Origin of the sequence: Streptomyces sp. NRRL B-1347, from assembly GCF_000720325.1 — a bacterium.
GTDB lineage: Bacteria > Actinomycetota > Actinomycetes > Streptomycetales > Streptomycetaceae > Streptomyces.
In genome coordinates, this window is the sequence record NZ_JOJM01000047.1 from 1 (window position 1) to 22441 (window position 22441).

General features: G+C 74.4%; 20 protein-coding genes and 1 riboswitch. Of the genes, 8 read left to right on the plus strand and 12 right to left on the minus strand.

What is annotated here, in order from left to right:
• Nucleotides 1-21: 21 nt before the first annotated feature.
• Nucleotides 22-1587 (minus strand): Rv2231c family pyridoxal phosphate-dependent protein CobC, encoded by a 1566-nt coding sequence (gene cobC / locus IG74_RS0131065; protein ID WP_078869155.1) that lies wholly within the window; start codon nt 1585-1587, stop codon nt 22-24.
• Between the two features lie 97 nt (nt 1588-1684).
• Here cobC and IG74_RS0131070 point away from each other — a divergent pair, with 97 nt between their 5' ends.
• Nucleotides 1685-2413: a ZIP family metal transporter gene (locus IG74_RS0131070; protein WP_030684152.1), complete on the plus strand. Its 729-nt coding sequence runs from the start codon at nt 1685-1687 to the stop codon at nt 2411-2413.
• Between the two features lie 56 nt (nt 2414-2469).
• On the opposite strand, the gene IG74_RS0131075 is transcribed toward IG74_RS0131070, so the two are convergent.
• The 8 genes from IG74_RS0131075 to IG74_RS0131110 form a co-directional block, all read right to left on the minus strand.
• On the minus strand, nt 2470-3825 hold the full coding sequence (locus IG74_RS0131075; RefSeq protein WP_030684154.1) for a cobyrinate a,c-diamide synthase: 1356 nt from the start codon (nt 3823-3825) through the stop codon (nt 2470-2472).
• On the minus strand, nt 3819-4427 hold the full coding sequence (gene cobO, locus IG74_RS0131080) for a cob(I)yrinic acid a,c-diamide adenosyltransferase (protein WP_030684156.1): 609 nt from the start codon (nt 4425-4427) through the stop codon (nt 3819-3821). Before cobO ends, IG74_RS0131075 begins: the two co-directional genes overlap by 7 nt.
• Nucleotides 4427-6448 (minus strand): putative cobaltochelatase, encoded by a 2022-nt coding sequence (locus tag IG74_RS0131085; protein WP_030684157.1) that lies wholly within the window; start codon nt 6446-6448, stop codon nt 4427-4429. The genes cobO and IG74_RS0131085 overlap by 1 nt, the downstream gene beginning before the upstream one ends.
• 124 nt (nt 6449-6572) lie before the next feature.
• Nucleotides 6573-8081 carry a cobyric acid synthase gene (locus tag IG74_RS0131090; RefSeq protein ID WP_030684158.1) on the minus strand — a complete coding sequence of 503 codons (1509 nt, stop codon included), beginning with the start codon at nt 8079-8081 and terminating at the stop codon, nt 6573-6575.
• Nucleotides 8078-9037, minus strand: a complete 960-nt coding sequence (locus IG74_RS0131095) for a cobalamin biosynthesis protein (protein ID WP_030684160.1) — start codon at nt 9035-9037, stop codon at nt 8078-8080. The genes IG74_RS0131090 and IG74_RS0131095 overlap by 4 nt, the downstream gene beginning before the upstream one ends.
• Before the next feature lie 144 nt (nt 9038-9181).
• Nucleotides 9182-9266, minus strand: a riboswitch (cobalamin riboswitch).
• Nucleotides 9267-9472: 206 nt separating this feature from the next.
• Nucleotides 9473-9700: a hypothetical protein gene (locus IG74_RS0131100; protein WP_030684161.1), complete on the minus strand. Its 228-nt coding sequence runs from the start codon at nt 9698-9700 to the stop codon at nt 9473-9475.
• Between the two features lie 12 nt (nt 9701-9712).
• Nucleotides 9713-10975, minus strand: coding sequence for an inorganic phosphate transporter (locus IG74_RS0131105; protein WP_030684162.1), 1263 nt, complete (start codon nt 10973-10975; stop codon nt 9713-9715).
• 213 nt (nt 10976-11188) lie between these two features.
• Entirely contained in the window at nt 11189-11926 is a 738-nt protein-coding gene (locus tag IG74_RS0131110) for a lysozyme (protein ID WP_030684164.1), read from the minus strand.
• Nucleotides 11927-12122: 196 nt separating this feature from the next.
• Between IG74_RS0131110 and IG74_RS0131115 the strand changes: the two genes are divergently transcribed.
• From IG74_RS0131115 to IG74_RS0131125, 3 genes are all read left to right on the plus strand, one after another.
• Entirely contained in the window at nt 12123-12848 is a 726-nt protein-coding gene (locus IG74_RS0131115; protein WP_030684166.1) for a class II aldolase/adducin family protein, read from the plus strand.
• Between the two features lie 126 nt (nt 12849-12974).
• Complete coding sequence (locus tag IG74_RS0131120; protein ID WP_030684168.1) at nt 12975-14102, plus strand: alpha/beta hydrolase; 1128 nt, start codon at nt 12975-12977, stop codon at nt 14100-14102.
• Between the two features lie 88 nt (nt 14103-14190).
• On the plus strand, nt 14191-15702 hold the full coding sequence (locus IG74_RS0131125; protein ID WP_078869156.1) for a hypothetical protein: 1512 nt from the start codon (nt 14191-14193) through the stop codon (nt 15700-15702).
• 37 nt (nt 15703-15739) lie between these two features.
• Here IG74_RS0131125 and IG74_RS0131130 read toward each other — a convergent pair whose 3' ends face one another.
• Nucleotides 15740-16153, minus strand: a complete 414-nt coding sequence (locus tag IG74_RS0131130) for a VOC family protein (protein ID WP_030684170.1) — start codon at nt 16151-16153, stop codon at nt 15740-15742.
• Between the two features lie 101 nt (nt 16154-16254).
• Complete coding sequence (locus tag IG74_RS0131135) at nt 16255-17145, minus strand: neutral zinc metallopeptidase (RefSeq protein WP_030684173.1); 891 nt, start codon at nt 17143-17145, stop codon at nt 16255-16257.
• Nucleotides 17146-17648: 503 nt separating this feature from the next.
• Here IG74_RS0131135 and IG74_RS0131140 point away from each other — a divergent pair.
• The 3 genes from IG74_RS0131140 to IG74_RS0131150 all read left to right on the plus strand — a co-directional run bounded on the left by IG74_RS0131140 (nt 17649) and on the right by IG74_RS0131150 (nt 20837).
• Nucleotides 17649-19247 (plus strand): ABC-F family ATP-binding cassette domain-containing protein, encoded by a 1599-nt coding sequence (locus IG74_RS0131140; RefSeq protein WP_030684174.1) that lies wholly within the window; start codon nt 17649-17651, stop codon nt 19245-19247.
• Between the two features lie 416 nt (nt 19248-19663).
• Nucleotides 19664-19885: a helix-turn-helix domain-containing protein gene (locus IG74_RS0131145; RefSeq protein WP_030684175.1), complete on the plus strand. Its 222-nt coding sequence runs from the start codon at nt 19664-19666 to the stop codon at nt 19883-19885.
• Nucleotides 19886-20024: 139 nt separating this feature from the next.
• Nucleotides 20025-20837: an enoyl-CoA hydratase/isomerase family protein gene (locus IG74_RS0131150; protein ID WP_030684177.1), complete on the plus strand. Its 813-nt coding sequence runs from the start codon at nt 20025-20027 to the stop codon at nt 20835-20837.
• A 33-nt stretch (nt 20838-20870) separates the two neighbouring features.
• Here the strand turns inward: IG74_RS0131150 and IG74_RS52295 are convergent, their stop codons facing one another.
• Nucleotides 20871-21731 carry a hypothetical protein gene (locus tag IG74_RS52295; RefSeq protein WP_030684179.1) on the minus strand — a complete coding sequence of 287 codons (861 nt, stop codon included), beginning with the start codon at nt 21729-21731 and terminating at the stop codon, nt 20871-20873.
• A gap of 92 nt (nt 21732-21823) precedes the next feature.
• On the opposite strand from IG74_RS52295, the gene IG74_RS0131160 reads away from it, so the two are divergent.
• Nucleotides 21824-22318 (plus strand): Asp23/Gls24 family envelope stress response protein, encoded by a 495-nt coding sequence (locus IG74_RS0131160; protein ID WP_030684181.1) that lies wholly within the window; start codon nt 21824-21826, stop codon nt 22316-22318.
• Nucleotides 22319-22441: the final 123 nt, after the last annotated feature.

Genomic DNA, 22441 nt, shown 5'->3' on the forward strand with positions numbered 1-22441 from the left:
GGGAGAGGCCCGCCCAGGAGGTCAGCGGGCCCGGGGGAGGGCCCGGAGGAAGGCGTCCGTGGTGGGGCGGTCGCGCACCGCGACCCGCATCCAGTCAGGCCCCAGGCCAGGAAACGTGTCGCCGCGCCGCACCATGAACCCCTCCTCCCGCAGCCGTTCCCGTACGACGGTCGCCGCCCCGGCCATCCGGACCAGGACGAACGGCCCCTCGGCGGGACCCGCCACCTCCACCGCGGGCAGTGCCCGGAGCCCGGCCACCAGGTGCTGCCGCTCGGCGGCGACCCGGTGCGCCACGTGCCCCGCCTCGGCGAGCGCGCGCGGCGACACACAGGCCTCGGCCGCCGCCAGGGCGGGCGACGACACCGGCCACAGCGGCTGCGCCCGCTCCAGGGCGGCGATCGTGTCCGGCTCGGCGATGACGTACCCGATGCGCAGACCGGCGAGGCCCCACGTCTTGGTGAGGCTGCGCAGGACCACGAGCCCGGGCACGTCGACGCGCCCGGCCAGCGCCTCCCGCTCACCGGGCACCGCGTCCATGAACGCCTCGTCCACCACGAGCACCCGCCCCGGGCGGGCGAGGCGGGCCAGGCCGGCGGCGGGGTGAAGGACCGACGTCGGGTTGGTCGGGTTGCCCACGACCACGAGGTCCGCGTCGTCGGGGACCGCCGCCGGGTCGAGCCGGAAGCCGTCCGAGGCCCGCAGGAGCACCCGCTCCACGGTGTGCCCGGCGTCCCGCAGGGCCGCCTCCGGCTCCGTGAACTGCGGATGCACCACCACCGGCCGCCGCACCGGCAGCGCCCGCGCGAGCAGCACGAAGGCCTCGGCGGCACCGGCCGTGAGCAGCACCCGCTCCGTCGGCACGCCGTGCCGCGCCGCCACGGCGGCCCGCGCCGCCCGGCCGTCCGGATAGGCGGCGAGACCGTCGAGCGAGGCGGCGATGTGCTGCTTCAGCCAGGAAGGAGGCGTGTCGGAGCGGACGTTGACGGCCAGGTCGACGAGGTCGGCCCGCCCGCGCACCTCCGCGTCGCCGTGGTGCCGCAGATCGACGTCGCCACCCGCCGTGATGTCCGTGCTCATGTTCGTGGCCGTGATGACGGTGCCCTTCGTTACTGGAGTCGGAGTCGGAGTCGGAGTCGGAGCCGGAGTCGGAGTCGGAGTCGGAGTCGGAGCCGGAGGCTCGGGGGCGAGGGCGGCGACCGAACAGGTCGCCCGCGCCGACTTCCGCTTGGCGACGAGGAGTTCACCGCCCCGCGCGAGCGCCGACGCCTCCGCCACGGACGGCGTACCGGCGGCGGCGAGCGCCGCGCCGGACGGGTTCGGCACCGCGACGCGGGCCAGCTCGTCCGCCGGGTACGTCACCAGCGGCACCCCGAGCCGCGCCGCGGCCCCGACGACGCCGGGCTCGTCCCGCTTGGCGTCGACGGTCGCCAACTCCCGTACGGACAGCGGCGAGAGCCCCGCCTCCCGCAGACACCCCCGTACGAGACCGAGGACCTCGTCGACCGGGACGCCCCGGCCCGCGCCGACCCCCACGACGACGGAGGGCGGCCGCGGCTCGGGGGCGCGGCCCGCCGGGCGGTCGGCCATGGTGGGCTCCTCTCGTGGGGACGGCGGGTGCGGCCGCACGGGTGGTGCGGCGCGGGACCGGTTAGCGGTTGCCGGGCCGATCGGCTAGCAAGGGCGCATGGCGGTGTTCGTGGCGCTCGGCGCGTTCGTGATGACCCTGGTAGGCGGCTGGACGGCGGGGCGGGTCACCGACCGGCGCCATCTGGTGCTCGGCCTCGCGGGCGGCCTGATGCTCGGCGTGGTCGGGCTCGACCTGCTGCCGGAGGCCCTGGAGGCGGCGGGCGGGCCGGTGTTCGGGGTGCCCGCGGCGCTGCTCCTCGCGGTCGCGGGCTTCCTGTTCGCGCACGTGGTGGAGCGGCTCCTCGCGCTGCGGCAGGCGGCCCACGGCGGGGAGGAGCACGGCGGGCGCGTGCCGGAGGTGGGTATGACGGCGGCGGCCGCGATGGTCGGGCACAGCGTGATGGACGGCGTCGCGATCGGCGCCGCCTTCCAAGTGGGCGGCGGCATGGGCGCGGCCGTCGCGCTCGCCGTCATCGCCCACGACTTCGCCGACGGCTTCAACACGTACACGATCACGAAGCTGTACGGGAACGCCCGCCGCCGGGCCGTGGCGATGCTCTTCGCGGACGCCGTCGCCCCCGTCGTGGGCGCGGCCTCGACGCTCCTGTTCACCATTCCGGAGCAACTGCTCGGCGGATATCTCGGCTTCTTCGGCGGCGCGCTCCTGTACCTCGCCGCCGCCGAGATCCTCCCCGAGGCGCACCACGACCACCCGGCGCGCTCCACGCTCCTGTGCACGGTGGCGGGCGCCGGCTTCATCTGGCTGGTGGTGGGCCTGGCGGAGTGAGCCGCCCGCCACCGCCACAACGTCCCGCCCCGCCTCCCGCGCAGGTCCGCCGCGGCTCATCCCGCGGCGCACCTCTCCACGAACCGGTGGGCGATCCCGGGCCCGGCGGCCCAGTGCGTGTGCAGATAGCTCGCGTGGACGCCCTGCCGCACGAAGCCCTCGACCCGCCGTTCGGGGGCGTGCAGGCCCCAGGCGGGCGCCGGGCCCGCGCCCGGTTCGACCACGGTGCGGTGGAACTCGTGGCCGCGCATCCGCGTGCCCGCCGGGGCGAGGACGCTGTCGGACACCGCCACCGCCTCCCGGTAGCCGAGCGTCAGGCGTTCCGCCATCCGCGCCCGGGCGTCGAGCACTCCGCACATGGGCTTCCCGTCGAGTTCCCGGGTGAGGTACAGCAGCCCCGCGCACTCGGCGGCGACCGGCGCCCCACCGGCCGCTAGGTCGGCCACGGCCTTGCGTAGCGGCTCGTTGGCGGACAGCTCCGGCGCGTACACCTCGGGGAACCCGCCCCCGATGACGAGCCCCGCGGTCCCCTCGGGCAGCCGCTCGTCGTGCAGCGGGTCGAAGCCGACGACGTCGGCCCCTGCGGCGGCGAGCAGCTCGGCGTGCTCGGCGTACGAGAACGAGAACGCGGCCCCGCCGGCGACGGCGACGACGGGCCGCTGCGCCCGCACCACGGGCGACGGGGCCTGTCGGCCGGGCTCCCACGCCTCCCCGGACCACGCCCCCGCGCTCCGCGCGAGCGCCAGGACCGCCTCCAGGTCGCACCCCTGCCGCACCTGCTCGGCGAGCGCCGCCACGGAGGCCAGCGCCTCTGCCCGCCGCTCGGCGACCGGTACGAGACCCAGGTGCCGGGAGGGCGCGCGCACCTGGGGAGCCCGCCGCAGGGCGCCGAGCACCGGCACCCCGGAGGAGTCCAGGGCCTCGCGCAGCAGCTCCTCGTGCCGGTCGGAGCCCACCTTGTTGAGGATCACCCCGCCGAGCCGCACCTCCGGGTCCCAGGACGCGAAGCCGTGCACGAGCGCGGCCACCGAACGGGACTGCGAGGAGGCGTCCACGACCAGGACCACCGGCGCACGGAGGAGCTTGGAGACGTGCGCGGTGGACGCGAGCTCGCCCTGCCCCGCGGCCCCGTCGAACATCCCCATCACGCCCTCGACGACCGCGAGGTCGCACCCCGCGGAGCCGTGCGCGAACAGCGGCCCCACCAGGTCGGGGCCGCACAGATAGGCGTCGAGGTTGCGCCCCGGCCGCCCGGTGGCGAGGGAGTGGTACCCGGGGTCGATGTAGTCGGGCCCGACCTTGTGCGGCGACACGGCGAGCCCCGCCTCCGTGAAGGCCGCCATCAGGCCGGTCGCGACGGTCGTCTTCCCGCTCCCGGAGGACGGCGCCGCGATGACGACACGTGCTACCACTCGATGCCCCGCTGGCCCTTCTGACCGGCGTCCATCGGGTGCTTGACCTTGGACATGTCGGTGACGAGGTCGGCGTACTCGACCAGCTTCTCCGGGGCGTTGCGCCCCGTGATCACCACGTGCTGGGTCCCGGGCCGGTCCCGCAGGACCGCCACGACCTCGTCCACGTCCACCCAGCCCCAGTGCAGCAGGTACGCGAACTCGTCGAGGACGTAGAAGCGGTACGTCTCGGCCGCCAGGTCCCGCTTGACCTGCTCCCAGCCCTCGCGGGCCTTCTCCTCGTGGCTCGGCTCGCCCGCGGCGGGCTCGCGCTGGATCCACGACCAGCCCTCGCCCATCTTGTGCCAGTCGACGCGCCCGCCCTCGCCGCTGGCCCCGAGGACCTTCAGCGCGTTCTCCTCGCCGACCTTCCACTTCGCCGACTTGACGAACTGGAACACCCCGACCGGCCAGCCCTGGTTCCAGGCGCGCAGCGCCATCCCGAACGCGGCCGTGGACTTCCCCTTGCCGACGCCCGTGTGCACCATCACCAGCGGACGATTACGGCGCTGACGCGTCGTCAGGCCGTCCTCCGGCACCACGTTCGGCTGCCCCTTCGGCATTACGCGACCTTCCTCTCGTTACCTGCCCGCACGTTCCGTACGAGACCGGCGATGCTGTCCGCCCGCAGTTCGTCCAACGTCACGGCCGTGCCGCCCAGTTCACCGGCCAGCTGCCCGGCGAGCCCGAGGCGCACGGGCCCCGCCTCGCAGTCCACGACCACCGAGGCGACCCCCTCGGCCGCGAAGAGCCGGGCGGCCCGCCCGGCGAGCGCCACCGGCTCGGGTCCCCCGGTGGCCCGGCCGTCCGTCACCACCACGACCAGGGGCCGGCGCGCCGGATCGCGCAGCCGCTCGATCCGCAGCACCTCGTGGGCCTTGAGGAGCCCGGTCGCCAGCGGCGTACGCCCGCCCGTGGGCAGGGACTCCAGACGCGCGGCGGCGGCGTCCACGGACGACGTGGGCGGCAGCGCCACGTCGGCGGCCGAGCCCCGGAACGTCACGAGCCCCACCTTGTCCCGCCGCTGGTAGGCGTCGAGCAGCAGCGAGAGCACGGCGCCCTTCACGGCGCCCATGCGCTTGCGCGCCGCCATCGACCCCGAGGCGTCCACCACGAAGAGCACGAGGTTCCCCTCGCGGCCCTCGCGGGTGGCCTGCCGCAGGTCGTCCCTGCGCACGACGAGGCCGCGCCCGGCCCGGCCGCGGGCCCGCTGGTGCGGCGCCGCGGCCTGCACGGTCGCCGCCAGGTGCAGCTTCGTCAGGGCCCCCTGCGGCCGCCGGGACCCGGTCGTCCTGCCGTGCTCGGTGCGCGCCCGCGAGCGTCGCCCGGCCGTGCCGTCCCCGAGCCCGGGCACGCTCAGCACCTTCGTGCGGAACGGCTCGGCCGCCCGCACCGGCTGCTGCTCACCGGCACCGGCACCCGCGTCCTGCGACTGCGGCTGCCCGCCGTCGGAGGCCTCGCCGGGAGCGGGCGCACCGCCCTCGGCGGGCGCGTCGGGACCCTGGTCCTGCGGCGGCACACCGCCGCCACCGCCACCGCCGCCGTCGGGGCCCGGGTCGTCACCGCCGTCGTCGCCGCCGAACTCGTCGAGGGTCTCGTCGAGCTTGTCCTCGTCGAGGCCGGGCGCGTCGAACGGGTTGCGCCGCCGCCGGTGCGGCAGCGCGAGCAGCGCGGCCTGCCGCACGTCCTCGGCGAGCACGTCCTCGCGCCCCGCCCAGGCGGCGAGCGCGGTCGCCGTACGGGCCATCACGATGTCCGCGCGCATGCCGTCCACCTCGAACGCCGCGCAGGTCGCCGCGATCTGCCGGAGCGCGCCGTCGCCGAGGCGCACCTGGGGGAGCAGCGCCCGCGCCGCCACGATGCGCGCCCGCACGGCCGTCTCGTCCTCGGCCCAGCGCCCCGCGAACCCCTCCGGGTCGTCGTCGTACGCAAGGCGCCGCTTCACGACCTCCACGCGCTGCTCGGGCTCGCGGGACGCGGCGACCTCCACGGTGAGCCCGAACCGGTCGAGCAACTGCGGCCGCAGCTCGCCCTCTTCGGGGTTCATGGTCCCGACGAGCAGGAACCGGGCGGCGTGCCGCACGGAGACGCCCTCGCGCTCGACGTACGACGCCCCCATGGCGGCGGCGTCGAGGAGCAGGTCGACCAAGTGGTCGTGGAGCAAGTTGACCTCGTCGACGTACAGGATCCCGCGGTGCGCGTCGGCGAGGAGCCCCGGCTCGAAGGCCTTCACGCCCTCGGCGAGGGCCCGCTCGATGTCGAGCGCCCCCACGAGCCGGTCCTCGGACGCGCCGACGGGCAGTTCCACCATGCGCGCGGCCCGCGAGGTGCCGGCACCGGGCTCGTGCGGCCCGTCCGGGCACGCCGGGTCGGGCGCGTGCGGGGCGCACGAGAACCGGCACCCGGCCACGACGTCCACCTCGGGAAGCAGCGCCGAGAGCGCCCGCACGGCGGTGGACTTGGCGGTGCCCTTCTCACCCCGTACGAGGACGCCGCCGACGGCGGGCGATACGGCGTTGAGCAGCAGGGCGAGCCGCAGGTCGTCCTGACCGACGAGCGCGGTGAAGGGGTAAGGGGTAGTCACGCGGCGACCTCCATCTCCAGCCCGTCCGGCGTTTGAGGACGAGCCGCGAAGCGGCAATTTCGGGGGCCTGGGGGCGCGGCCCCCAGTTTCGGGACGGGGCGGGCTCGGGGAGCCCCCGACAGGGTCACGACGGCGCCCCCGGCGGCACGAAGGGAAGGCCGACGGGCGCCCCGCCGTCAATGAGCCGCAGCAGCGCCTCCGTATCAGCGTGCTCCTCGATCAGGTCGCCCAGCAGATCCAGCTGCTCCTCGCGCAGGGCACCGAAACTCGTGTCCGGCGCGGGCACGAAGCGGCGCCCGGCCGCGCGGGCCACCTCGGTGAGGAAGCGCCGCCGGAACGCGTCGCTCTCCAGGGACCCGTGCCAGTGCGTGCCCCACACCTCGCCGACGCGACACCCGTCCAAGAAGGGCTCGCCCCCGAGGACCTCGGCGACGCCGTGGTGGATCTCGTACCCCTCGACGCGCTCGCCGAGGGCCTGCCCGACGGGCCGCGCCAGGGTCTTCTCGCGCGCGAACCGCACGCGCACGGGCAGCAGCCCGAGTCCGTCGACGGCCCCCGCGCGGGACTCCACGTCGTCCTCGATGTGCTCGCCGAGCACCTGGAAGCCGCCGCAGACGCCGAGTACGGGACGCCCCTCGGCGGCCCGGCGCGCGAGGGCGTCCGCGAGCCCGCGCTCGCGCAGCCAGGCGAGGGCGCGCACGGTGCCGCGCGTTCCCGGTACGACGACGAGGTCGGCGTCGGCGAGCTCCTCGGCCCGGTCCACGAACCGCACGACCACGCCGGGTTCGGCGGCGAGCGCGTCCACGTCGGTGAAGTTCGACATCAGCGGCACCGCGCAGACGGCGACGCGCAGTACGTCCTCGCCGTGCGGCGGCGCGACGACGGACTCGCGCACGGCGCCGCGCAGCGACACCCGGAGCCCGTCCTCCTCGTCGATCCCGAGCCCGTGCTGGAACGGCAGCACGCCGAAGGTGTCCCGTCCGGTGAGCCCGCGCAGCATGTCGAGCCCCGGTTCGAGCAGCGACACGTCACCGCGGAACTTGTTGACGAGGAACCCCGCCACCAGCTCCTGGTCGGCGGGGCTGAGCAGCGCGACGGTCCCGAAGAAGGAGGCGAAGACGCCTCCTCGGTCGATGTCGCCGACGACCACCACGGGGAAGCGGGCGGCCCGCGCGATCCCCATGTTCACGATGTCGGTGCGCCGCAGATTGATCTCGGCGGGACTGCCCGCCCCCTCACAGATCACGGCGTCATACGTGCCCCGCAGCTCCTCCAGGCATCCCACGACGGTGTCGAGCAGCGCCTGCTGCCGCCCGCCGTGGTAGCCGCGCGCGCTCATCTCGCCGACCGGCTTGCCCATGAGGACGACCTGGCTCGACTTCTCGCCGCCGGGCTTGAGCAGCACCGGGTTCATCAGCGCGGACGGCTCGACCCCGGCGGCCTGCGCCTGCATGGCCTGCGCGCGCCCGATCTCGGCGCCCTCGCGGGTGACGAAGGAGTTGAGCGACATGTTCTGCGCCTTGAACGGCGCGACGGAGACCCCCTTGCGGGACAGCCACCGGCAGATCCCGGCGGTGACGACGCTCTTGCCCGCGTCGGAGGTCGTACCGGCGACAAGCAGCCCGCCGCTCACAGGGTCCACCCCTTCTTCTTCCGCCGTGTCCGCACCAGGTGCGTGCCCACCGACACTCCTAGGGCCAGCCATCCGACCCGCCGGGACAGCCGCACGGCCCGATCGATGTCGTCCACGACCACTTCCCGTCCCTCCCCGTTCAGCACGGGCCGCTCCTCGACCCGCCCCCCGTAGGACAGCGTTCCCCCGAGCCGCACCCCGAGCGCCCCCGCGAAGGAGGCCTCCGCGACGCCGGCGTTGGGGCTCGGATGCAGCCGCGCGTCGCGCCGCCACGCCCGCAGGGCCTGCCGGGGCGCGCCCCCGGCGGCGACGGCGAGCAGACCGGTGAGCCGTGCGCCCGGCCAGCCCGCGACGTCGTCGAGGCGCGCGGAAGCCCACCCGTACCGCAGGTATTTGGCCGACCGGTGCCCGACCATCGCGTCCAGCGTGTTGACGGCACGGAACCCGACGAGCCCCGGCACGCCCCCGACGGCACCCCACACCAGCGCGCCCACGACGGCGTCGGAGGTGTTCTCGGCGACGGATTCCACGACGGCCCGCGCGATCCCGTCCGCGTCCAGGGCTTCGGGGTCGCGGCCGCACAGGTGCGGAAGCCGTTCCCGGGCGACGTCCACGTCCCCCGCGGCCAGCGCGCCGCCGATGGCGCGGGCCTCCCGGCCGAGCGAGGTGCCGCCGACCACGGCCCAGGTCGCGGCGGCGGTCAGACCGATGGACGCGGCCCGCGAGCGGCGTCCGGCGTACGCGGCGATGGCTCCCACGGCGACGGCGCCCCCGGCGCACACGGCGGTGTGCAGCGCGCCCCACCCGCGGTGGTCGCGCCACAGGACGCGTTCGACGGCGCCCGCCGCCCGCCCGAACGCGGCGACCGGATGCCCGCGGCGGGGGTCGCCGAGCAGCAGGTCACCGAGGAGTCCGGCGGCGGCGCCGTACGCGAAGTCGCGATCGGCAGCACGCATCGGTTCAGCCCGCCGTCTCGCGCTGGACGCCAAGGGGAACGCTCGGCCCGAAGGGAGCCCTGGCAGGGAACGGCGGTCGGCCGCGCATGGCGATGTGTCCTCACTCAGGGTGTCCGCGCCCTGGTTCGACGTGACAGGCGGCGAGAGTTCCTGGCTTCCGGGAGGGCGCGCGTGGCGCCCGACCGGTGACAGTGGCGGGACCGCGCCGGATTCGCACCGGACTTCCTCTGCTGCCGCCGTAGTTGGCCTCGGCAGTCCACCATGCCGCTCAGCGCCCGTCAACTCGCGTTTGACCTGCGACGGGGCAGTGTTGCGAGGACCACGCCCACGCGCCGTCGGCGCCCCCGCGGGAAAGACCCGAGGGCAGCGAGAAGGGGACGGCCCCCGGTGAGGTCACCGGGGGCCGTCCCCTTCTCTTGCGTATGCGGACCGTCGTCAGACGACGATCAGGTAGATCCCGTACGCCACCGCCGCCGCGCACAGCGCGAAGCACGCGTACGCGCCCACGCGCGGGCCGAGCGCGGCCGAGCCGCCGCCGGCCGTGCGGGCCTGCTCCTGCTTGGAGAGGCCGACGACGCCGAGCGTGAACAGGCCCACGAGGGCGACGGTCACCACGAGGCTGACCCCGAAGACGGAGCCGAGAGCTGCCCAGTCGATCTTCATACTGCTGCTTCCTTAGACCGTGGCGGGCCGGGCGGGGTCCGCCACGGACGCGGTGTTCTCGGACGGCTCGGCGGCCACGGAGGCCGCGGCCAGCGGGCCGGCCGGGGGCGGCGTGACCGCGGCGATCGCGGTGGTCACGACCCCCGCGGGCTCGGTGTCGCGGGCGGAGCCGATCTCGTCGGCCGTGACGTTGGTGTGGTCGACCGGCTCGCGGCGGGACAGGGACCAGATGACGGCGGAGCCGCCGACGAGCAGCGCGGCCGTGGCCGCGACGCCCCAGTCGCCCTGCTTGGTGAGCAGCTCGGCACCCGCGCCGACCAGGCCCGCGGCGGGCAGCGTCAGGCCCCACGCCACGAACATCCGGGTGGCGGTGGACCAGCGGACCACGCCGCCCTTGCGGCCCAGGCCCGCGCCCATCACGGCGCCGGAGCACACCTGGGTGGTGGAGAGCGAGAAGCCGATGTGCGAGGAGGCGAGGATCGCGGTCGCGGCGGAGGTCTGCGCGGCGAAGCCCTGCGGCGGGGCCAGCTCGGTGAGGCCCTTGCCCATGGTGCGGATGATCCGCCAGCCGCCGAGGTAGGTGCCGAGCGCGATGGCGACGCCGGCGGAGACGATGACCCACAGCGGGGGGTTCGCGCCGGGGTTCAGGACGCCGCCGGTGATCAGGGCGAGGGTGATGATGCCCATGGTCTTCTGCGCGTCGTTCGTGCCGTGGGCGAGCGAGACGAGGCCCGCCGAGGCGATCTGCCCGGCGCGGTAGCCCTTGGAGGTCGCCTTCTCGTCCGTCTTGCTGCTGATCCGGTACGTGAGCCGGGTGGCGAGCGAGGCGGCGATGCCGGCGACGAGCGGGGCGGCGATCGCGGGCAGCAGCACCTTGGTGACGACCGTGCCGCCGTTCACCGACGACCAGCCCATGGACATCACGGCGGCGCCGATGAGGCCGCCGAACAGGGCGTGCGAGGAGCTGGACGGCAGACCCAGGAGCCAGGTCAGCAGGTTCCAGAGGATCGCGCCGACCAGGGCCGCGAATATCACCTCTGTCTTCAGGCCGCCCTCGTTGATGATGCCGCCGGAGATGGTCTTGGCGACTTCGACGGAGAGGAACGCTCCGACGAGGTTCAGCACGGCGGACATGGCCACCGCCGTCTTGGGCTTGAGAGCGCCAGTCGAGATGGTCGTGGCCATCGCGTTGGCTGTGTCGTGGAAACCGTTCGTGAAATCGAACACGAGAGCGGTGACGATCACGATCCCGAGGAGAAGCGTGATGTTTTCCATTTACCCAGGCTTCTGTTGGACGTCAGTGGCTCGTGGACCGTAGGCAACCTGAGTGAACGGAAAGTGAACTGGGCAGGGCCTGGTGGTGACCCTCCCGGGGAAGGTGTCGCTCCACGTCCTTCCGGCATACACCGGAGCACGCGCCGGTGGGGCGGCGAGGGCCCGGCGCGGGCCCGGAATTAGGCCGTCCGAGGGGCCTTCGCGGGATTCCGCTCAGCCCCGTGCGAACCGCCTGAGCTGTGCCGTCGAACCGTTGAAGAGATTCTGGTCACCCGGCAGGCTGCCGCGGTCGGCGTACTGCCAGAAGGTCCAGGACGACCAGCCGCTCGGCAGCGTTCCCGGCGCGGCCGACCAGCGGGCGAGCCACAGCGGGTGGCCGCCGAAGGCACGGCTCGCGCCGGTGCAGTCGTTCCACCACTTCGTGGTCGTGTAGATCACCGGCATGCGGCCCGAGCGGCGCCTGACCTCGTCGCTGAAGGACTTGATCCAGGCCACCATTCTCGCCTTGCTCAGGCCGTAGCACTTCCGGCCTCCGTACGGATTGTGCTCGATGTCGAGCGCGGGCGGCAGCGTCCAGCCGTCGGGCGTCCACTGGCCGCCGTTCCGCATGAAGTGCGCCGCCTGCGTCGCGCCGGACGACCGGTGCGGCAGCGCGAAGTGGTACGCGCCGCGGACGAGCCCCGCCGCGCGGGAGCCGTCGTACTGCTGGCGGAAATAGGGGTTGCGGTAGGTGTGGGACTCGGTGGCCTTCACATAGACGAAGCGCGCGCCCTTGGCCTTCGCCCCGGGCCAGTCGACGTTCTTCTGGTGCGAGGACACGTCGTGCCCCCGCGGCCTGCCCGCCGCCGACACCGGCACCTCGGCGAGCGCTGTCCCGCCGATCGCGAGGGCCGCGACGGAGGCGGCGAGGGCGTGGGCGCGACGACGGGACGGTTTGTGATCACGGGCCATTCTTCCCCCAGATGGCAACGTGTGTGACAAATCCCCCAGAGAGTACTGGAAGATTCACCTAAGAACGTTTCCTCGTCTGCCAAGCGTGTCGATCGGGGTCAATCAGCCCAAAGAGGCCCGTGGGCCGGGGCGTACGCGTGCGAGCGGCCGCTGCCGGACCGGTCCTTTCGGAGCCGCGCCCTGGCAGGATCACGGCATGACTGAGCAGCGACAGGAGCAGCCGCAGGAACACGGACGGGGCACGGCGGGCGGCGCGGCCGGGGAGGAGGTCGCCCGGGCGTGGGACGAACTGGTGGCGACCGCGCGCAGGACGGTGACCGACGGCCTCGTCGTGGGCACATCGGGCAACGTCTCCGTTCGCGTCGGGGACACCGTCCTCGTCACCCCGAGCGGCGTCCCCTACGACCGCCTCGGACCGGCCGACGCGGTCGGCGTCGACCTGGACGGCAAGCGCCTCTTCGGCACCCTCGGCCCCACCAGCGAGCTGCCCGTGCACCTGGAGATCTACCGCGCCACCGGCGCGGGAGCCGTCGTCCACACCCACGCCGTGCACGCCACCGCCGTCTCCACGCTCGTCGCCGAGCTCCCGGCCGTCCACTACATGACCGGCGCCCTCGGCGGCCCGGTCCGCGTCGCCCCCTACGCCCTCTACGGCACCGACGAGCTGGCCGCGCACATGCTCCACGCCCTGCGCGACCGCACCGCCTGCCTCCTCCAGAACCACGGAACCGTCGCCTACGGAGACACCCTCACCCAGGCCTACGACCGCACGGCCCAACTGGAGTGGATGTGCCACCTGTGGCTGACGGCCAGCGCGGTACCGGGCCGCACGCCCTCTCTCCTGACTGCTGACCAGGTGAGCGAGGCGGGCCGGAAGCTGAGCAATTACGGGCAGGCAAAGACAAGCCCGTCCGGCGCCTGAGGACGAGGCGCGAAGCGCCGACGAACCGGGGCCTTGGGGGTGGAGCTCCCGGTTCCGGGGGGCGGGGCGCACCCGCGAGGCCCACGCCCACTGGCCGCACCGCCCACCCCCACGGACACTGGACCCGTGCGCCCAGCCAAAGCAACGGCCGCAGCCGTGACCGCCGCCACCACGGCCGCCCTGACGGCCATCGCGGCGGGCCGCTACGCCAGCGACGCCGCCCTCAAGACCCCGGCGAACCGCCCCCTGCCCACCGAGCAGCGCCTGACCGTGCACGCCACCGCAGCGGGCCAGGTCGCCCTGACCCGCTCCCTGGCGTCCCGGCGCCCCGGCGTCTACGGCCTGACGGGCCCCGACTGCCACGCCGTCGTCGGACCGGTCGTCGAGGCGTCCCCCCATCCGGCCGACACCGTCGTACGCCGCCTGGACCGGGTCACCCACGGCACCCTGGAGCCCGGCGCCAAGGTCTGGCTCACCCCGCAGGTCCACATCGGCGACCCCCGCTCGGCCCTCGGCATCGAGCACGCCGACGTGGAGATCCCCGGCGAACTGGGCGCGCTGCCCGCGTGGTTCGTGCCCGGCACCCGCGACACCTGGGTCATCGCCGTGCACGGCCTCGGCACCACCCGCGCACACCCCATGGTCGTCCTGGACTTCCTGCGCGCCCAGCGGCTGCCGGTCCTCGCCCTCGGCTACCGCGGCGACCCGGGCGCCCCGCGCCCCCCGGACGGCCTCGGCCACCTCGGCGAGACGGAGTGGCGCGACCTGGACGCCGCCATCCGCTACGCCGTGCGCTACGGCGCGCGCAGCGTCGTCCTGCACGGCTGGTCCACCGGCGCCGCCATGGCCCTGCGCGCCGCCGCGCACTCCGCCCTGCGCGACCGCGTGGCCGGGCTCGTCCTGGACTCGCCGGTGCTCGACTGGGAGGTCACGCTGCGGGCCCTCGCCACCGCGCGCGGCACCCCCGCCCCGCTCCTGCCGCTCGCCGTGCGCGCCGCGCAGGGCCGCACCGGACTGCGCGGCGACCGCGTGGTGGAGAGCGCGGACCCCGGCGCGCTGCGGGTGCCGACGCTCCTCGCGCACGGCCCCGGCGACACCGTCGCCCCTTGGGACCTGTCCCGTCGCCTCGCCGCGGCCCGCCCCGACCTGGTGACCCTGCACACCGTTCCGGATGCGCCCCACGGAGCCATGTGGAACGCCGACCCGGCCCGCTACGAAGAGGCGCTGCGCCGCTTCCTCACCCCCCTCATGTGAATCTCCCGTACCGCACGGCCGCCGTCCTCAGGGCGGTCATCCGGGATTCCGTTTGGGTTTTCGGACCGTCAACAGGAAGACTGCTCCTGTGACGTCCCGTATCCCGCGCGACTCCCGGCTCCACCTCGTCCGCACCCCGTCGCCCCGGGCCGAAAGGCGAGCGGAGGCCGAGCGTGGTCAAGGCCGCGGTCCCCTCGGCGGCCCCGGCGCGGTGACCCAGCGCCGAGCGCGTCGCCCCGCGCCTCCGCCCCCCGAGGGCACCCCCGCGCCCGCCGAACTCGCCCGCATGGCGCGCGCGGGCCTCGCGGGCGCCGTCCGCGCCGCCCGCTGGGCCGAGAACGCCCTGCGTCCCGCGCCCGGCACGGCCCGCCTCAGCGCCGCCGACCGCACCGCCCAGGCCACGGCCCCGGCCGGCACCACCGGCGCCCTGTCCGACGCCGCCGCCGAACGGGCCGCGGCGGACCTGGACGTGACGGTGCACCAGCTGCGCGCGGACTGGGACGCCGCCCGCCTCGCAGGCCTCGTCGAGGTGCACGGCACCGCCGCCCGCCCCGGCTGGCGGCTGCGCGCCTGGGACCGGGACGACGCGGCCGTCCTGCGCGGCTGGGTCGCGCTCTTCGACGCCTGGTCGCTCGTCCACCCGGCGCCCGCCGAACTGCCGCCCGCCACCGTCGCGGAGACCGTCGAGGCCGTTCCGCAGCTGCTGTCCTTCCTCCAGCTGTCCGCGGGCCCCGTGCCCGTGCCGCAGCTCCTGGACCTCCTCGACCAGCGCGTCCGCGAGCTGCGCACGGAGCGCTGCGAGATCCCGTACGGCCCCCAGGAGGATCCGGGCCGCGCCACCGACCCGGGCCCCGCCGATCCGGCCGACGCCCACGACGTCCCGCTGGCCGACCTGCTCGCCTGGGCCCTGCGCGCCCTGGCCGCCGTCGACGCGCTGACCTGCGCGGACGGCCAGGCCACGCTCACCCCCCTGGGCAGCTGGGCGGTGTGGGTCAAGCTGGAGCAGATCTGCGTGGCCGCGCAGAGCCCGGCGGGCAACATCGAGCAGTCCGCCGAGGACATGCTCCGCGGCTGCGCCCGCCTGCGGCCGAACGCGGCCCGCGCCGAGTACCGCGCCTGGCTCGCCGCCCGGGACGCGGGCAGCGCCGTCACCGAACTCCTCGACGCCGCCCGGGGCGAGGACGCCCTGCTGCGCGGGCTCGCCTTCGAGGCGCTGCGCGTGGTCGGCGCCCCGGCCGAGCCCGACGTGCGCGCCGTCGCCGACGTGGCCTCGCTGCGGCCCTACGCCCTGCTGTGGCTCGCCGAGCACGAGGGCACCGACCCCGAGGACGTCCACCTGGTGCTCACCCGCGAGGAGTCCACCTGGCTGTGGGTCGACACGGCGGCCGCCGTCGCCGACCACGGCGAGGCCGAACTCCTCGTGCGCCACCTGGAGTCCGCGCCGCAGCCCACCGTGCCCGCGCTGCTCGACGAGGTGCGCACCGTCGGCCACCCGCGCACCGTGCAGGTCCTCGTCGCGCTCGCCGCGGCCCACCCGGACCCGGCCCTCGCCAAGGCCGTGCGCCGCGCCGCGTTCCAGGTGCACACCGGGGGAGTGTGACGCCCGCCCCGGCACGGGCCCGGACGGCGGGGGCCGGTCAGCCGGCTGTCTCGGGGGCGTACGTACCGAAGCTCCAGACGTTGCCCTCGGCGTCGCGGGCCAGATAGTCCCGGGAGCCGTAGTCCTGGTCCGTCGGGGGCATCAGGATGTCCGCGCCGTGCTCCACGGCGTGCTGGTGGTGGGCGTCCACGTCGTCCACGACGACGTAGATCCCGGTCGGTCCCGAGCCCTGCATCGTCTCCGCGAAGACGCCGCCGTGGCCCTTGGAGCCGAGCATCACCGCGCCGTTGCCGTAGCTGAGCTCGGCGTGCAGGACCGTGCCGTCCTCGCTCTCGTACACGCTCATCTCGGTGAAGCCGAAGGCCTCCGTGAGCTGGGTGATCGCCGCCTTCGCGTCCGCGTACAGCAGCGTCGGGAAGATGCTCGGCCGACCCCTGACCGTGCCTGCCATGTCGCTCGCTCCTCACCGCTCGCCGGGCCGAAGCCGTATCCGTGACGCGCTTCCCAGCATGGCACCCGGGTCCGACAACGGCCCCGGCCGCCGCGGGCCGCTCAGCGGAAGGTGTTGCACTGCGCCATGTCGCCCGTGCGATAGCCCTGGTAGAACCACTGCTGGCGCTGCTGCGCCGAGCCGTGCGTCCACGACTCGGGCGTGACCCGGCCCTGGTAGCGCTCCTGGATCCGGTCGTCGCCGACGGCGGCCGCCGCGTCAAGACCGTCGCGGATGTCGTCGTCCGTGAGCCGGGTGATCAGCGGCCTGCCCGTCGACTCGTCGGGCGTCCGCGTGGCGTTGTGCGCCCACACGCCCGCGTAGCAGTCGGCCTGCAGCTCGACCCGCACGGCGTTGCTGTTCTCGCCGGTCCGCCCGTCCTGGGCGCGGCCCAGCGTGCCCATCAGGTTCTGCACGTGGTGCCCGTACTCGTGCGCCACGACGTACGCCTGCGCGAACGGCCCGCCGCTGGAGCCGAACTTGGTCCGGAGCTCGTTGAAGAAGCCCAGGTCCAGATAGACCTGCCGGTCGCCGGGGCAGTAGAACGGGCCGACCGCCGACGACGCCGCGCCGCACGCGGTGCCCACGCGCCCGGTGAAGAACACGGTCCGCGCGGGCGCGTACTGCCCCTGGCGGCGCGGGAACTCCTGGCGCCAGTAGTCCTGGACGCTGTTGACCACGGCGACGATCCGGCAGTCCTCCTTGGCGTTGGCGTCCTTGCCGGTGCGGCAGCTCTGCTGGACCTGCGCGAGTGACGAGGACGAGACCGCGGGCTCGTCACCGGAGTCGCTCAGGCCGAGCTGCTCGGGGCCGACGCCGAAGAACAGGCCGAGGAACAGCGCGATGATCCCGGCGATGCCGCCGCCGACGGTCGCCCGGCCGCCCGGAATGCGGCTGCCGCGCACGTCCTGCACCTCGGAGGTGTCCAGGTTCGCGTCGTCGTCGAACTGCATGGGCGCACCACCCTCTGCCTCGCGTCCGGGACGACGTCCCGCCGCCCTGCGCCGGGATCCGGCCACGCGGGCCTCCGGCCACTTCATCCTGGTACGCCGTCCGCCTCCCGGCGCCGGACAGAGGTCCAAACGGGCGACCCGGCCCGGCCCGTGACGGCGCCCCGTCACCGCGGCCCGGGATGCGCGACCGGCCCCCTACGGAGACCACCTCGTCGTCCACGCGCGCGTGGACGACGGCCACAGCGACAGCGGTCGGACCCACTGGACCCGCGCGCGGGACGGTCCGCCGGGCGGGCCGCGCCCCGGCCGAAGCCAGCGGGCGCTGAACCCCGCTGGGCACCGGGCTGCCCGGGAGCGGCGGAAAATCGGTTGCAGACCCCCGGTAGAATTGCCCTATGGCCATTCTCCTCCTGCATTAGACGGCTCAGCGGCGCGCCCCGCGCGCGCATGTCGCCCTGTCTTCCGCCCGCTTCCGCCGTCCTTACCCGCCCAGGAGTCTGACCGTGATCACCGCCTCCGGTATCGAATTGCGTGCCGGTGCCCGCATCCTCATCGAGAACGCGACGTTCCGTATCGCCAAGGGCGACCGCGTCGGTCTCGTCGGCCGCAACGGCGCGGGCAAGACCACGCTCACCAAGTGCCTGGCCGGTGAGGGCGCCCCGGCAGGGGGCACCATCACCCGCTCCGGCGAGGTGGGCTACCTCCCGCAGGACCCCCGCACCGGCGACCTCGACGTGCTCGCCCGCGACCGCGTCCTCTCCGCCCGCGGCCTCGACGTACTCCTCCGCAAGATGCGGGAGAACGAGGAGCGCATCGCGAACGGCAAGGGCGCCACCCGCGACAAGGCCATGAAGCAGTACGAGCGCCAGGAGACGGAGTTCCTCACCAAGGGCGGGTACGCCGCCGAGGCCGAGGCCGCCACCATCGCCGCCGCGCTCAACCTCCCCGACCGCGTGCTCGGCCAGCCCCTGCACACGCTCTCCGGCGGTCAGCGCCGCCGCATCGAGCTGGCCCGGATCCTGTTCTCGGACGCGGACACGCTGCTCCTGGACGAGCCGACGAACCACCTGGACGCCGACTCGATCGTCTGGCTGCGCGACTACCTGAAGACGTACCGGGGCGGCTTCATCGTGATCTCCCACGACGTCGACCTCGTCGAGACGGTCGTCAACAAGGTGTTCTACCTGGACGCCAACCGCTCCACGATCGACGTCTACAACATGGGCTGGAAGCTCTACCAGCAGCAGCGCGAGTCCGACGAGAAGCGCCGCAAGCGCGAGCGGCAGAACGCCGAGAAGAAGGCCGCCGCCCTGCACTCGCAGGCCGACAAGATGCGCGCCAAGGCCACCAAGACCGTCGCCGCGCAGAACATGGCGCGGCGCGCCGACAAGCTCCTCGCGGGCCTCGAAGAGGTGCGCCAGAGCGACAAGGTCGCCAAGCTGCGCTTCCCCGAGCCCTCGCCGTGCGGCAAGACCCCGCTGATGGCCGAGGGACTCTCGAAGTCGTACGGCTCCCTTGAGATCTTCACCGACGTCGACCTGGCCATCGACAAGGGGTCGCGCGTCGTCATCCTCGGCCTCAACGGCGCGGGCAAGACCACCCTGCTCCGGCTCCTCGGCGGCGCCGAGAAGCCCGACACCGGGCAGGTCATCGAGGGCCACGGCCTCAAGCTCGGCTACTACGCGCAGGAGCACGAGACCCTGGACCCCGACCGCACGGTCCTGGAGAACATGCGCTCGGCGGCCCCCGACCTCGACCTGGTCGAGGTGCGCAAGACGCTCGGCTCGTTCCTCTTCTCCGGGGACGACGTCGACAAGCCCGCGGGCGTCCTCTCCGGCGGTGAGAAGACCCGGCTCGCGCTCGCGACCCTGGTCGTCTCGTCCGCGAACGTGCTCCTCCTCGACGAGCCCACCAACAACCTCGACCCGGCCAGCCGCGAGGAGATCCTCGGCGCGCTGCGCACCTACAAGGGCGCGGTCGTCCTCGTCACGCACGACGAAGGCGCCGTCGAGGCGCTCCAGCCGGAGCGGATCATCCTGCTCCCGGACGGCGTAGAGGACCTGTGGGGCGCGGACTACGCGGACCTCGTCGCCCTCGCCTGACGTCCACCAGGGGCCCTCGCCGGCACGTCCGACGGGGGCCCTCTTGACGTGCACCGCTCCAGATGGTTCCGGCGGGCATGATCGAATCACTGATCCACTCCGTATGGATCATTCGGCCGATCCGTGATCCTTCATCTGTGTGAGACGTCCTCATACCGAGATGTGCGATACACGTATTTCGCGGCCGCGCGCGGCCGGTGCGCCCCCGTTCTCCGGGCACGCCTCTGACCTGCCGCTTCCTGGCAGAACCCATTCGGCGGTATGGATCGAAGCGTGCGGAATCGTTAATTCCGCTCGTGACGGCCCGCTTCCGCACTGCGAATCAAGTCACATGGACCTTGCCGAATGGGTGGCCAGGAGGCTCGGTAGGGGTGATCATGAGAAGTCCAGAGCGCACTTCCCATGAGGAGGCACGGGTGGCCGAGACTCTGAAGAAGGGCAGCCGGGTGACCGGCGCCGCGCGCGACAAGCTCGCGGCAGACCTGAAGAAAAAGTACGACGCCGGTGCGAGTATCCGGGCGTTGGCCGAAGAGACCGGCCGTTCGTACGGATTTGTGCACCGGATGCTCACTGAGTCGGGTGTCGTGTTGCGCGGCCGCGGCGGTGCGACGCGAGGCAAGAAGGCCGCCTCCGTCTGACACCCGCCGCTGTCCGCGGCTCTCGTGGCCCGAGGGTGACCACCCGGTCGGCCGTTCGTCCGGCCGGGTGGTTACTGTGCAGTCACTTAGGGGCGCCCCCAGGCGTCCCGACCGACGACTGCACCCATCGGAGGCACTGATGGCTTCGCCCGACAGCCGACAGAGCGCGGCGGCACCGGTTCTCGACAAGGACGGCGTACGCCTCACGGTCGAGGACGCCGTGGCCACGGTGACCCTCACCAATCCGGCCAAGCGCAACGCCCAGTCGCCCGCGCTGTGGCGGGCGTTGTCCGAGGCCGGACGGGCGCTGCCCGGCAGCGTCCGCGTCGTGGTGCTGCGCGGCGAGGGCAAGTCCTTCTCCGCGGGGCTCGACCGGCAGGCGTTCACGCCCGAGGGCTTCGACGGCGAGCCGTCGTTCCTCGATCTGGCACGCGGTGCGGACGACGCCCTCGACGCGACCATCGCCGAGTACCAGGAGGCGTTCACCTGGTGGCGGCGCAGCGACATCGTGTCCGTCGCCGCCGTGCAGGGGCACGCGATCGGTGCGGGCTTCCAGCTCGCGCTGGCCTGTGACCTGCGCATCGTCGCCGACGACGTGCAGTTCGCCATGCGCGAGACCAGCCTGGGCCTGGTGCCCGACCTCACCGGCACGCACCCCCTCGTCTCCCTCGTCGGGTACGCGCGCGCCCTGGAGATCTGCGCCACGGGCCGCTTCGTGCACGCGGACGAGGCCGAGCGCGTCGGCCTCGCCAACATCGTCGTGCCCGGCGACCAGCTCGACGGCACCGCGCGGGACCTGGCCGCCGCACTGCTCGCCGCCCCGCGCGACGCGGTCATCGAGACCAAGGCCCTGCTCCAGGGCGTCACCGGCCGCTCGTACGAGGAGCAGCGCACCGCCGAGCGCGCGGCCCAGGCCCGCAGGCTGCGGGACCTCGCCGGGCTCGGCGACTGAGCAACTGCCCCTTTTGGTAAGGGAGTTGGGCGCCTAGTCCGGGTGCGCGCCGTCCTGCCCCGGCTCGTCGACCGCCGTCACCAGGACCGCGACCGACGGCCGGTCCGACAGCGCGCCCCCCACCGCCGCACGCACCGCGCGGGCCACGTCCAGGGCCCGCGGGTGCGCCGCCACGGCCAGCTCCACCTGGACGTGGCGGCGCGGCAGGGAGTCCGGCGGCTCGTGCTCCCGCACCTGGACCGCGCGCCCCAGACCGCCGAAGGCGCCGGTCAGCCGGGTCACCCCCGGCACGGCGAGCACGGCCCGGGCGATCCGGTCCTCGGGGGAGTCCGCGGGCGAGTTGGTGGAGGAGTCCTCGGCGGGGCCCGGCGGCTCGTCCTGCTCATGCGGCTCACCGGGCCCACCGGGCTCACCGGGCCCACCGGGCTCACCGGGCCCACCGGGCCCACTGGGCCCGCTGGGCTCGTCCTGCCCGTCCTGCCCGTCCTGCTCGTCCTGCGCGTCGAAGAGTGCCGTGACCCGCAGGTCCACCGTCGCGATCACCAGACCGAGCCGGTCCGCCGCGGCCGTCGCGAGGGCCGCGCGCAGCCGGGACGCCACCGCGGGCAGCGGCTCGGCCGTGCCTGCCGCGACCTCCCCGCTGATCCGCAGCGGCCCCGGCGGCAGCGCGCTCGGCGGCGCCGGGACCGTGGGGGCGCACGCGGCGTCCGGATCGGCCAGGGCCACGCGCACGGACGTCAGACGCGCCCCCGTCACCCGCTCGGCCGCCCGGCGCAGCACCGCCGCGGCCGCCGCCTCCGTCAACCACGCGCCGTCCCCCGCCCCGCCCAGGGGCAGCACCCGGCCGAGGCCCAGCTGGCGCCGTACCGCCGACGCCCATCCGTCACCCGTCATCGCTCCAGCCTGCCGCATCCCTGGCGCGCGGGCGCGAGGCCGCGCTTAGTGTGGTTCGAGGAGCAGATCCCCTGTCGTAAAGGACCGCGGCGATGACCGACACCTCAGAGCACAGGACGCCCCAGACGCTCGACAAGGGCGCACACGACTCGCCCGACGAGTCCGGGGGCCGGGGCGGGTCGGCACGGCGCGGCGGCGGTGACCCGTCGACCCGCGGGCGCACCACCATCGCGGACGGCGTCGTGGAGAAGATCGCCGGACTCGCCGCCCGTGACGTGGTCGGCGTCCACGCGATGGGCGGCGGCCTCGCCCGGACCTTCGGGGCCGTGCGCGACCGGGTGCCCGGCAGCTCCAAGTCCGTCACGCGCGGAGTGAAGGCCGAGGTCGGCGAGGTGCAGACGGCCCTCGACCTGGAGGTCGTCGTCGAGTACGGCGTGTCGATCGCCGATGTCGCGCGGGCCGTGCGGGAGAACGTCATCGCGGCGGTCGAGCGCATGACCGGCCTCGAAGTGGTCGAGGTGAACATCGCGGTCAGCGACGTGAAGCTGCCGGACGACGAGGACGACGAACAGCCCCGGCTGCAGTAGCGCGCACGGCGCGGACCCCACGCCACGGGCGGCGCGCGGCGCCCCGCGCGCGACCCGCGGCCCGCACCGTTCGGAGTCAGGGGCGTCACCAGCGGGAACAGCCTCAACAGCACCCGCGCAGGA